The sequence below is a fragment of the Paenibacillus sp. O199 genome, assembly GCF_001636635.1.
Lineage (GTDB): Bacteria > Bacillota > Bacilli > Paenibacillales > Paenibacillaceae > Paenibacillus > Paenibacillus marchantiae.
Genome location: NZ_LGRP01000008.1, coordinates 141,262 through 156,040, shown reverse-complemented (window position 1 = coordinate 156,040; position 14,779 = coordinate 141,262). Strand labels below are relative to the sequence as shown.

Below are 14,779 nucleotides of genomic sequence, written 5' to 3'. Positions count from 1 at the left end.
TCACCGGCTTCCCATAAGGTTATGTCCAATGTCAATTTTAGGAGGTGTACGCCAAACAAAAATCTAACTTAAACAACTAATGGTAATTCTCAACTACTCTACTCGAATGACCAGTTTCCCGCGTGTATGATGGGTTTCGCTTTTTTCGTGCGCTTCACGCAGTCCTTGTTCACTCAAGGGGTATGTCTCATCAATGATGGGTCTCAGCTTGCCCTCAGCAGCGAGCTCAGCCAACTGATCGAGTTGGTCCCCTTTGGGTTCCATCATGAACACGTTGGCGGTTACACCAGCTTCCTTAGCCAGCGTTTCATCCGGTTGTTCCACAAGTGATACCAGATGCCCACCTGGCTTTAATACCTTGAAGCTATCACGTTGAATATCGCCACCCATCGTGTCCAGCACGACATCATACCCGGAGAGAATCTCCGAGAAATCTTCTTTTTTATAATTGATAAAATGGTCCACTCCCAGCGAACGAAGCAATTCCTCATTCGATTCACTCGCCGTGGAAGCCACTTCAGCGCCAAGATATTTGGCAATCTGAATAGCAAAGGTTCCTACACCACCTGCTCCGGCGTGAATGAGAACCTTCTGCCCTTTGGCAAGCCGTCCATGGTCAACAAGTGCCTGCCAGGCCGTCATGGCTGCTAGCGGTATGGCAGCTGCTTCCTCGAAGCTTAGATTTTCCGGGATACGGGCAATGATGTCCGCATCCACAGCCACATATTCTGCATAGGTCCCGAAATGACGAGGACGGGCAAATACGCGATCGCCCGCTCTGAACCTAGTGACATTGGAACCCGCTTCAGTCACTGTCCCGGCCACATCCCCGCCCAATATTAGTGGGAAAGAATCTGCTGCCTCTTTCATATGGCCTTGTCTGACTTTAAAATCCACCGGGTTTACAGAAGTAGCATGAATGCGGATTAGCACCTGGTTCACTCCACATGCCGGCTTCGGCATTTCCTTTTCCTTCAATTGTTCCGCTCCACCGAACTTTTCAATCACAATTGCTTTCATTAGAGATCCCAGCCTTTCCATAGCATTATCGTTATGCTCTCCTTCTTCATTACCCTTCCCGAACGTTCACTTGACCTATATTCATGAATTCGCAGCAGGTTTGGGTTCACAATCCCGATTAGGAACCGTGATATAATGAAGAACTGTTGAACTTAAATAACTGAACAAGCGAGGTAGAGATGTGGAAATTGAAGTAAGTACGTTACATGCATTTTCGGATAAGCCTCTAGGCGGAAACCCCGCAGGAATTGTTTTACAAGCAGGACACTTGTCCGACTCCCAGATGCAGGAGATTGCCAGACAAGTTGGATTCTCAGAGACCGCGTTTGTTATGCCATCGGATCAGGCTGATTTCAAAGTTCGTTACTTCACCCCTAGTGATGAAGTTGATCTATGCGGACATGCAACGATTGCCTTATTTTATTTAATGAAAGCACAGCATATCGTTGATGTAGGTGTATACACGCTGGAGACGTTAGCAGGAATACTTGAAGTAGTTGTCCACAACAATGGTGAAGTCTATCTGTCTCAGGCGCTTCCGGAGTTTGGAGATATCGTTGACCGACAAGACATTGCAGATTCTCTGGGTATTTCTACACATGATTTACACGCTGAATTACCTGTACAGATCGTATCTACCGGATTGCGCGATATCTTGATTGCGGTTAACCATGTTGATGTTCTGTCAAAAATCATTCCTGATTTTCAGCTTATCGCTGAAATTAGCAAAGCTAACCATGTCGTAGGTTATCACGTGTTTGCAGTCGAACCAGATAAAGAGAGTACTCTGGCAGAATGCCGGAACTTTGCTCCCCTTTACGATATCCCGGAAGAGAGCGCAACTGGTACTTCTAACGGTGCTTTACTCTGTTATTTACATAAATACAACCAACTTTCAGATCCCCACGATACAATCTATACGATTAGACAAGGGTATACTATGAACCGTCCCTCGGAGATCCAAGCCAGATTAACACTGGGCATGTCCAATGAAATTACAAAGATTCAAGTGGGCGGGGTCGCGGTTCATATAGAGAACATTCGAATTCAACTTTCATAAATGTTGAGCTTCAATCTTATGTAAAAATCGTAACACGGCTTCTTCCAATTGATTCAGCCCTGGCTGTTCTATAGGGAAGTGGCCCGCTCCTTCCAACACTACGCATTCCTTTTCCACCTTTAATCGATCAAAAAAAGATTGGCTGAACCGTAGTGGTGTCATCGGGTCCAGTTCGGGGTGAACCAGCAGTACGGGACATTGGCCAAACTGTTCCGGATTTACCTCCGGCTTCTTATTCAGGAATGTTCTTAACAGTTCTAATGGGACACGTGTCGATGCCGCCTGTGGATCATTCATAATAAGTCGGGTTAACTCCGAATTATTGGTAATCAGCTGCATACGCGATACTTGCTTCACAGAGATACGTATATGATCCAGTAAAGCCGGAAACCGATCCATCATACGTTTGCCCCATCGGCTCACCAAACGGTTTGGTGCAAGCTGGTCACGCATATCCGCATCACTCGTGTCCACAAATGTCGTTACAATCAAGCCTTGTACGTGCTCACTGCGTGCACTCATGTGATAAGCCAGCATACCTCCGATGCTGCTTCCCAATGCCACGATCGGCTTGCCGTCTTTCCTAAATTCGCAATCAGCGAGTGAAACAAGCAGCTTGATCCATAGTTCATAATTGAGACGTGTCCCAGGCAACGGATAGCTCAGTCCATACGGTGGAAGATCTGGCGATACTACCTCATAGCCTCGGAGCTGCAACATTCGAGCATAAGGCGCGAGCAACCTGCCATTGCCTCCAGCTCCGTGAATGAACAGAATTTTGATCGGCGAATCGGGCGCGGGCAGAAGATCGATGTGCAGATGAACCCCGTTCGATTCCCACCACTCCTCTTCAGGATTCGCATGGTCCCCTAGCCTGAATTCTTCCGGGAAAAAGGCTTGATACTGTTTCCAATAATGATGTGATGAATGATATGAAGGCAGATTATCCATGCTGTTCATTCTCCTCTTGTCATAGATCAGTCTCATTCAGATTGAATGAGACTGATCCTATATAGCCAAAAAAGGCCGTGCATTGCACGACCTTACATTAAGCCTACTTCCATAAGTATACTTCTTTGTATAACAGCCTTCATACATCTGTCAATAAAGGGATGGTACATTCCCCGATACAATAAACGCCACACCAAGGAGAGAATATACTCCAAGTAGTGTGGCGTGTACGGTTTAGCAGTGGATTAGATTCAAAGCGTGTTTGCATTTGTGTATTAACCTACGCTGTAAAGACGTGGCAAACAGATGCACAATTCATCCCGTCTCTTTCCCCCTCATTCTTTTCCTCAAGCGAGCGTATTGACTGTAGATCCAAGGTGATTCTTTCGTCAGGATCGGGCCAAGCACTGCCAGAATCAACACATATAACACGGCAAAAGACTGAATGGATGCCATCAGGCCTCCTGCCTTGCCGATATTCGCCATAATGATAGAGAACTCTCCACGGGACACCAGCGTGAATCCCACATTAAGAGAAGCGCGTGGAGACATCCCGGAGAGTCTGCCAGCGATCATGCCCGCACCATAGTTGCTGGCAATGGTCAGAATAACGGCAATCACGGTCATGCCAACGGCTCCGCCAAGGGTCGAAGGTTCAATGGTCAGGCCAAAGCTGAAAAAGAAGATCGCCCCAAAGAAATCTTTGAACGGCATAATCTGATGCTCAATTCGGCTGGCATGTCTGGACTCCCCCAGAACCAGCCCCATCATCAGAGCTCCAATCGCTTCGGCTACATGCAGCGTTTCCGAGAAACCCGCCACCAGAAAGAGCAACGTCATAACGGTAAGCAGAAACAACTCCGATGACTTGATGTTGAGTGCCTTATCAATATACTTGATGCATTTCCTGCCTATGATTAGAAATAGCACAATAAAGAGCAGCGCAGACAAGGATACGAGCAAGACGCTGAGGAATGAGGTAGCCCCACTAAGTACAAGCCCCGTCAGAATCGAGATATGGATGGCAATAAACAGATCATCAAACATGATCATGCCCATAATAATCTCCGTCTCCGGGTTCGCCGTGCGCTTCAGATCCACGAGTACTTTAGCCACAATAGCTGTGGAAGAACTCGTCATAATACCACAGACAACTAACGTTTCTTTGAGTGGCAGTTCCATGAACCATCCTAGCAGCAGACCGGAAGCAAAATTTAGTCCAACGTAGAACATACCTCCGGTCAGAATGGCTTTGCCCGACTTCATCAGGCGGGAGACCGAAAATTCCAATCCCAGATAAAAGAGCAAAAACAGAATACCCAGCCTGCCCATAAATTCAATAAATTCCGAGCTTTCGATAAAACGCAAATCCACAATGCCGATCTGTGGTGCATGCGGTCCAACAGCCATACCAATCAGAATATAGAAAGGAATGACCGAAAATCGTAATTTTGCAGATATTAGCCCCGTAAGTGTAATCAGCGCAACGGCAATTCCCACTTCGAATATGAGCATATCCATAGGCTAGAGCCGTCCATTGGATAACAACTGTTTTAACAGTTTGATCTGATCCCGTTCACCAGCGACAACAACCGTTGCCCCCGCGGTAAAGGTATAGTCAGGACCTGGATTAAACTGTTTCATCCTGTTCTTCTCCACCACAGCAAGAATAACTGCTCCTGTTGCCTGGCGAATATTCAGTTCTCCGATCGATCTTCCTATGCTCTCTGAATGCGGCTCAATACGGAGCCACTCAATTAACAGTCCCTCCAGCATAACTTCACGCTCATCCTGAAAGGTTGGTTTATACGTCATGCCACCGACAATAGCCGCAACCGCACGTGCCTCATCATCATCCAGTGTGACCAGTGACACCATATCTCCCAATTCTTCAGGCGAATCGCCTGATTCCATGTGAAACAGGTCACGTCGCTCATCATTATGGATAACGATGACCAGATGCTCACCGCTGCGTGTGTGCAACCAATATTTGCGTCCAATTCCCGGCAAATCCGTCTCTTTAAAGTGCATGATCTGCACCCCCAGTGGACATCCGATTCAAGGACTCATTGTTTAACGTAATATCCGTAATGCGTACTCGCATGGAGCCAGCCGGTATATTAATCGACCTCACTTCTCCCTTGAGCCCAAGCAATAATTGCCGCCCCACAGGGGAGAGGAAGGAAATATGCCCCGCATCCGGGTCCGCGTCATCCGGCATAACAATGGTGAATGAATCAGATGTATGGAAGTCAACGTACTCAAAACGGATTAAACTACCGATAAGTACCACCGATTCCAGAGCTTCATCCGAACCAAGGAGCAGCTTCTCCACACACGTGGTATAGTTTGCGAGCAGCCGTTCCATCTGCGAACGTTCCGGATCACGCACGTCAAAATAGGCGTCGAGAAATGTTCTTTTCTCTTCACCGAATATAATGAGCTGGTTCACCAGCATTTCTCTGCAATTTTGAAAGGAGGTCCTATGGTTCATAATAAATCTCACCTCCTATACAAGCCCTGTTCTCCATGTTGATTCGCATGTTTTTCTTCATCATGTTGTTCTCCTCCTTCATATAGATAAAAAAACCACGGATACCGCGGTCTTACTACCATCTTACCAAAACAAATTTTTTAATCCAGCTATTCTGTTAACTTTGCGTTGTATAATGATAAAAAGGGCGTCAATCCGGCTTCCAAACTTAACCTTTACATCATATGACAGATCCATAGAAGATTTTAATAACGTCATAAAAAACATTTTATGGGTTTTCATCTCGTATTTTTATTTTGTTTCCTGTATATTTAACTACAAACTTTTATGCAATTTATACAAATAGCCATCCCAAGACTTTAACACAATAAAGGAGTGCATTGAAAAAGTGTCGACTATAACTAAGGATTCAACTCAAGTAACTGCCGCAGAGTATGTTCATTCCGTTTACGAATCGGTTATCGCCAGAAATCCACAGGAAAGTGAATTCCATCAGGCTGTTAAAGAGATCCTGGACTCGCTTATTCCTGTCATTGCAGCTCACCCGAAATATCGGGAAAATGGCTTGCTTGAACAGCTTGTTGAGCCAGAACGTGTCATTACGTTCCGCGTGCCTTGGGTAGATGATCAAGGCAAGGTACAAGTAAACCGTGGATTCCGTGTTCAGTTCAACAGCGCAATTGGTCCTTACAAAGGTGGACTTCGTTTCCATCCTTCCGTTTACTCGGGAATCGTTAAATTCCTGGGATTTGAACAAATTTTCAAGAATGCCCTGACTGGCCTGCCAATCGGCGGTGGTAAAGGTGGTTCCGACTTCGATCCAAAAGGAAAATCAGATCTGGAAGTCATGCGTTTCACTCAAAGCTTCATGACTGAGCTGTACAAATATATCGGTTCCGATGCGGACGTACCTGCCGGGGACATCGGTGTAGGTGCACGGGAAATCGGTTATATGTTCGGACAGTACAAACGCATCAGCGGTGGACACGAAGCTGGCGTTCTTACAGGTAAAGGGCTCCTATACGGAGGAAGTCTTGCACGTAAGGAAGCTACCGGATTCGGATGCGTGTACTTTGTGAAGGAAATGTTGGCATCTAAAGGACTGAGCTTCAAGGACAGCACCGTGGTTGTCTCCGGTTCGGGTAATGTATCCATCTATGCCATTCAGAAGGCTCAAGAGCTTGGAGCTAATGTTGTCGCGTGTAGTGACTCTGGTGGTTATATCTATGACGCTCAAGGAATCAATCTGGATACCGTAAAAAGATTAAAAGAGGTTGATCGTCTGCGGATCAGCGAATATGTCAAAGAGCATCCACATGCCGTGTATACCGAAGGCTGTGAAGGCATCTGGTCTATCCCTTGTGATATCGCGCTGCCTTGTGCAACGCAAAATGAAATCGACGAACAGGCTGCTGCATTGCTTGTGCAAGGCGGAGTTAAAGCGATCGGTGAAGGAGCGAACATGCCTTCCACTCTGGCTGCCATTGACGTTTTCCATAAAGAAGGCGTTCTGTTTGGACCAGCCAAAGCGGCTAATGCTGGCGGAGTTGCCGTGTCCGCACTTGAAATGTCGCAGAACAGCATGCGGTTGTCCTGGTCATTTGAAGAAGTGGACGCCAAGCTGCATGACATTATGTCGAACATCTACACTAGCTGTGTTCAGGCAGCGGATGAGTACGGCTGTGCAGGTAACCTGCTTGCCGGAGCGAACATTGCTGGCTTCCTGAAGGTGGCAGATGCCATGCTCGCGCAAGGTATCGTCTAATTCTAATTGTGTTACAGTTGCTAACTAACTAAATAAACCGCCTTCCATCACGGGAGGCGGTTATTTTACATTTCTAATGTCATTTATGGAGTTTAATCCGGTATCAGAATCGCCATATGATCCATATCGGAATTGATCGAAATCCAGTGTAATGGTAAAGTTGTACTGACCTTAAAATAGCATTTTTTTTAATTAAAGGAAGTGTATAAATGACTAACCAAGCATTCAGTAGCAATCAGGCTACTCTGCATTTAAGCGCAGACTGTGAGCAATGTTTTGGTCTATGCTGTGTCGCCTTGCCGTATGGCAAATCCTCAGACTTTGCTTTTGATAAATCCAGCGGCACCCCCTGTTCCAATCTCCGTACCGATAACCGCTGCGGCATCCATACACAGCTGCGACAGAAAGGGTTCAAGGGCTGCACAGTCTACGACTGTTTCGGAGCTGGTCAGAAACTATCACAAATTACATATGCGGGCAAGGATTGGCGTAATCATCCGGAATCAGCTGCTGAAATGTTCGATTGCTTGCCTGTCATGAAGCAGCTTCATGAGATGATGAGCTATATCAATGAAATGCTAATGCTGCCGGAAACATCATCCATCCATGCCGCGTTGAAGGACGTATATGGGGAAACGGAACGACTGACCGATCTGGAGCCATCTGCCATATTACGTCTCGATATTCCCGCACATCGGGCGGTGGTGAACGAACTGCTTGTACAGGCCAGCGAGATGGTGCGGGCAAAGGTCCCAGCTTCGGGTAAGGATCCTTCCAAATCGAAGACCAAAAAGCGTATTGGAAGAGACTTTCTGGGTGCCAATCTAAAAGGAGCTGACCTTCGGGGAGCGAGCTTCAGAGGTGCATTAATGATAGCGGCTGACCTACGAAACGCAGATATGAGAAAAACCGATCTAATTGGGGCTGACTTGCGGGATGCAAATCTGGGTGGAGCGGATCTGAGAGGCAGCATCTTTCTGACGCAATCCCAGCTCAACTCGGCAAAAGGCAGTGCAGATACCAAGTTGCCGGATCATTTAAACATTCCCTCACACTGGCTGTAGGGAAGACTGTCCCAAGATGAAGTATGAATTATGAATTATGAATGAATATGAATAAACCATGAATATGCACTGATTCGTATGTATAACACAAACAGCTCGTCCCTCTGTTTAGAAGGACGAGCTGTTTGTGTTGTATTACATTTTAGATATGAATTAATCAGGACTTACAACTGCGGTAATGAATTAACGGACTACAGCAAGTCGCGGCGAAGGTCCTCAGCCGATTTAGGAGACAGGTGACCGAGTGGGATATCAAATACCGTCTTAGCCCCTTTGTGTCCTTCCAGACTCAAACGTTGTGCGGCTCTTGCATAAGCCACCAGCACACTTGCGGTAAATTCAGGATTGCTGTCGAGCTTCAGACCAAACTCAATAATTTGTTTCTGGCCTGCACCTGTAACTCCACTGCGAATGACAAATCCACCGTGCGGCATGCCTTCATGCTCAGCCTTCAATTGCTCTTCAGTAATAAACGTTACCGTTGTATCGTAATCCGAGAAATAGTTAGGCATAGATACAATCGTTTCACGAATCTCGTCCTGATTTGCACCAGCTTCTGCAACTACATAGCATTGACGCAGATGCTTCTCACGTGTGGTCAATTCTGGGGTCTCCCCAGCACGAATGCTGTTGATTACTTCTTCAACAGGTACAGTGTATTGCACACCAGCCTTAACGCCAGGAACACGACGGATGGCATCGGAGTGACCTTGGCTTACTCCTTTACCCCAGAACGTGTACTCTTTACCTTCTGGCAGGATCGATTGGGCAAGCAGTCGGTTCATTGAGAACAAGCCTGGGTCCCAACCTGTGGAAATGACGCTCACGTGGCCACCTTGCTCTGCCGCGGCGTTAACTTCTTTATAGAATTCAGGGATTTTGGCATGTGTATCGAAGCTATCCACCGTATTGAACAATTTTGCAATTGCAGGTGTCTGCTCCGGAAGATCGGTTGCCGAACCTCCACACAGAATCATCACATCAATTTGGCCTATGTATTGCTCAGCAGCAGAGATATGTTCGAAACGAACCTCTGTACCTTCTGCAACCATCTGCTCCGGGTTACGACGTGTAAATACAGCAACAAGCTCCATATCCGGGTTTTGAGTAATAGCTTTCTCTACACCTTTGCCCAGATTTCCGTAACCTACGATACCAACTTTGACCATGTTCAATCCTCTCCTGTCTTCATCTATAGTTGCCTACTTTATCTAGTATAATGATATAACATAACATGTAAATTGTCAGGTTTCCAGTTTGAAATAAAAATACCTTGCATGCAGAGCAGCAAGGCCTGATATATTCCTTTTATTCTAATCACGTCCAACCGAATGGATAAAAGGTATGGCACCCACGGAAGAAGTAGCAAACAAGACGGAAACGGACAATACCGTTAGAGACAACAGACAACTTGCCAGGAGTAAGGAAAGGAATCTTGAAGCGGTTCTGATCTTTTTCATCCATCCTACCTCCTCATCTTGTTTGCTATATTTTGGCTGGATTATGTTCTTCATAGTTCACCGGACCGCCTCACCAACTCCAAAATTTCATTGGCGACAATATCCGGCTGACTGTTATGAATATCGTGTTTGGCGTGTGCCACAGTGACCTGTGTTCCTTGACTGGACCATGAAGCAAAATCGGCTTGATCTGCCTGCCATGCCCGGCTGCCTTCGCTCGGTTTCTCTGAACCGGCCGTCAGAATGGTTAGCGGGAAGGAGAATTCCTTTTTATGCTCCAAGATATGGGCAGCGTTCTTCTTGGAATTGCGCATCTCTCCAATCACGTTGTCATTGTAAGCATGCTTGAGTGTGGATATGGTGGCTGCCTTTCTCATTGACTCCGTAACGAGATCCGGGTTAACGACCAAAGATTCGGTTAACCGATCCGAATGCAGCAATGTCCGCACAATTCCTGTTTTCACCAGAAGACGGGCTGAATCGAAATACCAATCCGATTGCTCCATAGCCACAGTGCTGTAATATTCGGGACTTCCTCCATCAATCATGACCATGCCAGCTACCTCATCGGGATACATTTGTGCGAATCGCAAGGTCTCCAGCGATCCTAGAGAATGACCTACCATGATATATGGCGGACGTTGGCCGGATACTCGCAGCAATTGATGGATTTCCTCTGTAATGGTATCGATATCACGTGGCCGATCCGTATAATCGCTATACCCGTAACCGAACCGATCATACACCGCAATTTTCACCTGGGATTTCAACTTGTTATATAGCGGGCTGAAATCAACATACGGATTGGGCGTACCCCAGCCTGAAGCGAGAACAACTGTCGCATTTCCTCTTCCCGTTGTATAGAGATGCATGTTACGTCCGCTCACCTCATACATCTTGCCTGGTGCAGTATAAGATTTCATGTCCTGTGTCGACTGATACGCCTCGTACGCGGTACCTACCAGCAGCAGAAGTCCTGTTGCCAGCATCAGGCCACCCAGCCCCTTCAAACCTCTCCGTAACCCCTTCTTCATCGTTCTCTACCCCTTACCCGAATCATCTTCTATATGTATTCTTCAATCTTACCCAAGTACGGGTGGAAACGGAACGATCCCGGGTCCAGTTCTTTCCCCAACCTAAGTCTAGTTCCACCCCCTACCCGCAGGATGAAAAATACCATTGAGACCTGTACCAAAGGGAAGATAATCATATAGACAACGTAAAATAACCGCAAATTCCCGATAACGGAAACCTGCGGTTTTGATGATATTCATTTTGTAAAAAGCCAAATAAACCCTCTGCAATCTACAATTGCAACGTGAGACCCACCGGGCAATGATCACTGCCCATGACATGGCAATCAATATGCGCCTCTGACACCTTCGGAGCCAGCTGATTGGACACAAGAAAATAATCGATCCGCCATCCAACATTACGCTCTCTTACCTTGGGCATGTACGACCACCAACTGAACACATCCGTGCGATCCGGGTACAGATGACGGAAGCTATCCACATATCCGGCAGCCAGCAGATCGGTCATTTTGCCTCGCTCTTCCAGCGTGAATCCCGAGTTGCCCAGATTCGGCTTCGGATTCTTCAGGTCGATCTCCTGATGGGCTACATTCAGGTCACCACATACGATAACCGGCTTGGTCTGCTCCAATTGCAGCACGTACCCTCTGAACCGATCCTCCCATTCCAAACGGTAAGGAAGTCTGGTCAGATCCCGCTTCGCATTGGGGGTATATACGTTGATGAGATAAAAATGATCAAACTCCAGCGTAATCATTCGGCCTTCCGGTTCACTATCTTCCTCTATCCCGTACCAGACAGATAGCGGCTTGATCCGGGTAAATATGGCTGTGCCGGAGTATCCTTTTTTGACAGCATAATTCCAGTATTGATATACGTCTTCACCCAGATCCATTTCGATCTGTCCTGCCTGCAGCTTGGTCTCCTGCACACAGAAAATATCGGCTTGACTCTCGTTATAATAATCCATGAATCCTTTGGTAACACATGCCCGCAATCCATTTACATTCCAGGACACCAGCTTCATATCCTCATCTCCTCACATCTCCCCAATATAGCATGGGCGAATTCGGAAGGACAAGCTGAGGTGTGACGATATCCAAACAGAATGAGGGCTTCCTAAGCTATATGCTCACTGATACAACCAGGATAATGCTTCAGGCAGATGCTTGGCAAAAAATAAAAGATCATGCGTCCCGCCCTCTTCCTCCACATAATTCAGCCGCTCGGCAGGATAACCCTGGGCCAAAATCATGCGACACGCAGAACGTGTATTTTCCAGCATTTGTGCTTGGGCATTAGCCTTGTACACACCTTCCAGACTCCCAACGTACATATACAACTTCAACCCGCGGCGTTCAGCCCAGGAATAGTCACTCATATAATCGAGGAAACCTTCATACCACATTGAGGCTGATAACGCCCCAACCTTTCCAAAGATATGAGGGAATTCCATCGCCGCAAACAGAGAGATCAGCCCACCGAGCGAACAACCAAGTATACCTGTATTCTCTGAATCTGCAAGAGTACGGTAAGACGAGTCCACATACGGTTTCAGCTGCTCAGTGATCGCCTTCAGATATATGCTTCCCTGACCGCCAAAGGCCGAAAAGGATGCATGCAGCGCTGGTACAGGCCATGGCGTGTAGTCATCGTTGCGATTGTGAGGTTCAATACCGACCAAAATCAATTCAGGCAGTTTTCCGGAGCGAAAAGAATGATCCAGCAGATTGCTGCAGGCTTTGGCTACCGCACCTCCATCCTGAATATAAACGACCGGGTAATGACGATCTCCCTCTGTGTAAGATGGCGGAAGCAGCAGATGGAGCGTCCAGCCATTAACCGACTCTTGTACCCATTTACTCATGTATGGAACCCTTCCCTCCTGTTTCAAATCTGGCTTGTTACATCCTGTTTTTAAGCAGTAAAAAGATGAAATAAGGAACGCCAATAATGGAGATGACGATGCCCACAGGCAGTTCTGCCGGGGCAAATACCGTTTTGCCGATCAAATCACCTACAACAACCATCGCCATGCCGACCAAACCGGATATCGGAATGACCCGTTTATGGTGAAGCCCCACCAGCCGCCGTGCAATATGAGGAGCGATTAACCCAACAAATCCGATACTCCCGGAAACGGCAACACAGGCACTGACGAGTCCAACACTGCCCAGTAACAATATTTTTCTCTCCCGATGAACATCTACACCGAGTCCCATGCTGCTGGCCTCCTGCAGCTGCATGACATCCAGCACACGGGATTTAGCCCAAAGCAATGGAATCAGCAGGACCAGCCATGGAATCATCGCCGATATGTATCGCCAGTTGGCATTATAAATGCTGCCTGTCAGCCAGACGGTAGCCATCTCAAAATCGGACGGGTTCATCTTTAGGGAAAGATAAAGCGTAATTGCACTAAAACCTGAACCGATGGCAATCCCGACCAGAATGAGCCTTTGGGAATCCAACTGTCCGCGCTCCTGAGCAAACCACAAGATGAGAATAACTGCGGTTAATCCACCCACCAGGCCAAACAGCGGCATCGCCATAATGGACAACCATCCTGTACCCGTTATGGACCCGTGAAACAGAAGCATAAAGAGCACCATTGCTGTTCCAGCACCTGCGTTAATACCAAGCATGCCGGGGTCAGCAAGCGGATTGCGCGCAATACCCTGAATTACAGCTCCGGCAATCCCGAGTCCCAGGCCAAGCAGTAATGCAATGACAATTCGCGGTAGCCTGAAATCAAAAATGACCAGATCATGCTCATGGACAGGGTCCAGCCGTAATAACGTTTTGACCACATCCATCACCGATATGTCAAACGCACCATTAGTCAAACTGATATAAACGGCTGCTGCAATGATTATTGAACTTATGAAAATGACGGCCCATAATCTTCCCCGCTGCGGTTCAGGCATGTTTTCCCCCTCCTTTGGTTTTGATCAGATAAAGGAAGAAGGGAACGCCAAATAATGCGGTGACGACTCCAATTGGTGTTTCAAACGGAGAGTTAATGAAACGACTCAAGATGTCACACCAGGCCAAAAAGAATCCGCCCAGCAGAGCGGAGCACGGAATAATCCAGCGGTAATCCACCCCGAAGAGAAATCGGGTAATATGCGGAACCAACAAACCGACAAAAGCGATTTTGCCCGCCAAAGCCACAGATATTCCAGTCAGGATAACTACACTCAGTATCGATAAAGCCTTAACCCATCCGGTACGCTGCCCCAGGCTTGTTGCCACATCATCGCCCATCGACAGAATGGTAATAGACTTGGAGAGGATGATGGCTAACGCCAGTCCCACCACAGCAAATGGAATAATCAGCTTGATCATGCCCGGGTCCATCTGATGCAATCTGGCGTTATACCAGAAACTGATCGTTTGAGACACCTGATAATAGGTAGCCACGGCCTGAGATACACCACCGAGGAATGTACCAATAATCGTGCCCAGAATGGCAAGTCGAACAGGCGACATACCGCCCGGCAGTAACCAGGCTATGAAAAATACCAGTCCTGCTCCAAGTGCCGATCCCGCCAAAGAGTAAAATATCAGACCAAGAGATGACGTATTCGGCATAAATACCATACATAAGGTGATGACCACTACCGATCCATCGGATACCCCCATAATGGAAGGGGATGCAAGATAGTTTCTTGTCATCCCCTGCATGAGCGCACCTGACACCGCCAGAAAAGCCCCGATTAATAGAGCACCAATAACACGCGGGAGCCGGGATGACACGATGATCTGGTGATCGATGCTGTCTGTATCAAAATGGAAAATGGCTGCCATTATGGTCGAAACGTCAATGCTCTTGGCTCCGTACATAACGGACGCCAGAATGGTAACTGCAATGAACAGAGGTGCTGCTGCGAACAGCACCACCGGATTCAATCTTCTTTTTTGCATAGGA

Annotated in this window: 15 protein-coding genes; 3 read left to right on the top strand and 12 right to left on the bottom strand. The window is 47.2% G+C overall.

Annotation, left to right across the window (positions count from 1 at the left end; all coding sequences use genetic code 11):
• Window positions 1-93 precede the first annotated feature (93 nt).
• Entirely contained in the window at window positions 94-1,020 is a 927-nt protein-coding gene (locus A6049_RS14665; protein WP_063565514.1) for an NADP-dependent oxidoreductase, read from the bottom strand.
• A gap of 181 nt (window positions 1,021-1,201) precedes the next feature.
• Here A6049_RS14665 and A6049_RS14660 point away from each other — a divergent pair, with 181 nt between their 5' ends.
• A complete protein-coding gene (locus tag A6049_RS14660; RefSeq protein ID WP_063565370.1) occupies window positions 1,202-2,080 on the top strand; it encodes a PhzF family phenazine biosynthesis protein in 879 nt (292 codons plus the stop codon).
• Here A6049_RS14660 and A6049_RS14655 read toward each other — a convergent pair.
• The 4 genes from A6049_RS14655 to A6049_RS14640 form a co-directional block, all read right to left on the bottom strand.
• Window positions 2,075-3,031 carry an alpha/beta hydrolase gene (locus tag A6049_RS14655; protein WP_095206106.1) on the bottom strand — a complete coding sequence of 319 codons (957 nt, stop codon included), beginning with the start codon at window positions 3,029-3,031 and terminating at the stop codon, window positions 2,075-2,077. The genes A6049_RS14660 and A6049_RS14655 overlap by 6 nt on opposite strands.
• Before the next feature lie 315 nt (window positions 3,032-3,346).
• Window positions 3,347-4,552 carry a cation:proton antiporter gene (locus tag A6049_RS14650; protein WP_063565369.1) on the bottom strand — a complete coding sequence of 402 codons (1,206 nt, stop codon included), beginning with the start codon at window positions 4,550-4,552 and terminating at the stop codon, window positions 3,347-3,349.
• A gap of 3 nt (window positions 4,553-4,555) precedes the next feature.
• Window positions 4,556-5,062, bottom strand: coding sequence for a cation:proton antiporter regulatory subunit (locus A6049_RS14645; RefSeq protein WP_063565368.1), 507 nt, complete (start codon window positions 5,060-5,062; stop codon window positions 4,556-4,558).
• On the bottom strand, window positions 5,052-5,525 hold the full coding sequence (locus tag A6049_RS14640; RefSeq protein ID WP_063565367.1) for a GreA/GreB family elongation factor: 474 nt from the start codon (window positions 5,523-5,525) through the stop codon (window positions 5,052-5,054). Before A6049_RS14640 ends, A6049_RS14645 begins: the two co-directional genes overlap by 11 nt.
• Window positions 5,526-5,913: 388 nt before the next feature.
• Here A6049_RS14640 and gdhA point away from each other — a divergent pair, with 388 nt between their 5' ends.
• Together gdhA and A6049_RS14630 are read left to right on the top strand one after the other, a co-directional pair.
• Window positions 5,914-7,290 carry an NADP-specific glutamate dehydrogenase gene (gene gdhA / locus A6049_RS14635; RefSeq protein ID WP_063565366.1) on the top strand — a complete coding sequence of 459 codons (1,377 nt, stop codon included), beginning with the start codon at window positions 5,914-5,916 and terminating at the stop codon, window positions 7,288-7,290.
• 209 nt (window positions 7,291-7,499) lie between these two features.
• Complete coding sequence (locus tag A6049_RS14630; RefSeq protein ID WP_063565365.1) at window positions 7,500-8,354, top strand: pentapeptide repeat-containing protein; 855 nt, start codon at window positions 7,500-7,502, stop codon at window positions 8,352-8,354.
• A 191-nt stretch (window positions 8,355-8,545) separates the two neighbouring features.
• Here the strand turns inward: A6049_RS14630 and A6049_RS14625 are convergent, their stop codons facing one another.
• From A6049_RS14625 to A6049_RS14595, 7 genes are all read right to left on the bottom strand, one after another.
• Window positions 8,546-9,523, bottom strand: a complete 978-nt coding sequence (locus tag A6049_RS14625; protein ID WP_481852825.1) for a diaminopimelate dehydrogenase — start codon at window positions 9,521-9,523, stop codon at window positions 8,546-8,548.
• Window positions 9,524-9,667: 144 nt separating this feature from the next.
• Window positions 9,668-9,814 carry a hypothetical protein gene (locus tag A6049_RS33255; protein ID WP_161490589.1) on the bottom strand — a complete coding sequence of 49 codons (147 nt, stop codon included), beginning with the start codon at window positions 9,812-9,814 and terminating at the stop codon, window positions 9,668-9,670.
• A 50-nt stretch (window positions 9,815-9,864) separates the two neighbouring features.
• Window positions 9,865-10,848 (bottom strand): alpha/beta fold hydrolase, encoded by a 984-nt coding sequence (locus tag A6049_RS14615; protein WP_063565362.1) that lies wholly within the window; start codon window positions 10,846-10,848, stop codon window positions 9,865-9,867.
• A 271-nt stretch (window positions 10,849-11,119) separates the two neighbouring features.
• Window positions 11,120-11,875: an exodeoxyribonuclease III gene (locus tag A6049_RS14610; protein WP_063565361.1), complete on the bottom strand. Its 756-nt coding sequence runs from the start codon at window positions 11,873-11,875 to the stop codon at window positions 11,120-11,122.
• A gap of 105 nt (window positions 11,876-11,980) precedes the next feature.
• The gene (locus A6049_RS14605) at window positions 11,981-12,715 is read right to left on the bottom strand and encodes an alpha/beta hydrolase (RefSeq protein ID WP_063565360.1); all 735 of its coding nucleotides are present in this window, start codon (window positions 12,713-12,715) and stop codon (window positions 11,981-11,983) included.
• A 37-nt stretch (window positions 12,716-12,752) separates the two neighbouring features.
• On the bottom strand, window positions 12,753-13,775 hold the full coding sequence (locus A6049_RS14600; protein WP_063565359.1) for a FecCD family ABC transporter permease: 1,023 nt from the start codon (window positions 13,773-13,775) through the stop codon (window positions 12,753-12,755).
• On the bottom strand, window positions 13,768-14,775 hold the full coding sequence (locus A6049_RS14595; RefSeq protein WP_063565358.1) for a FecCD family ABC transporter permease: 1,008 nt from the start codon (window positions 14,773-14,775) through the stop codon (window positions 13,768-13,770). The genes A6049_RS14600 and A6049_RS14595 overlap by 8 nt, the downstream gene beginning before the upstream one ends.
• Window positions 14,776-14,779: the final 4 nt, after the last annotated feature.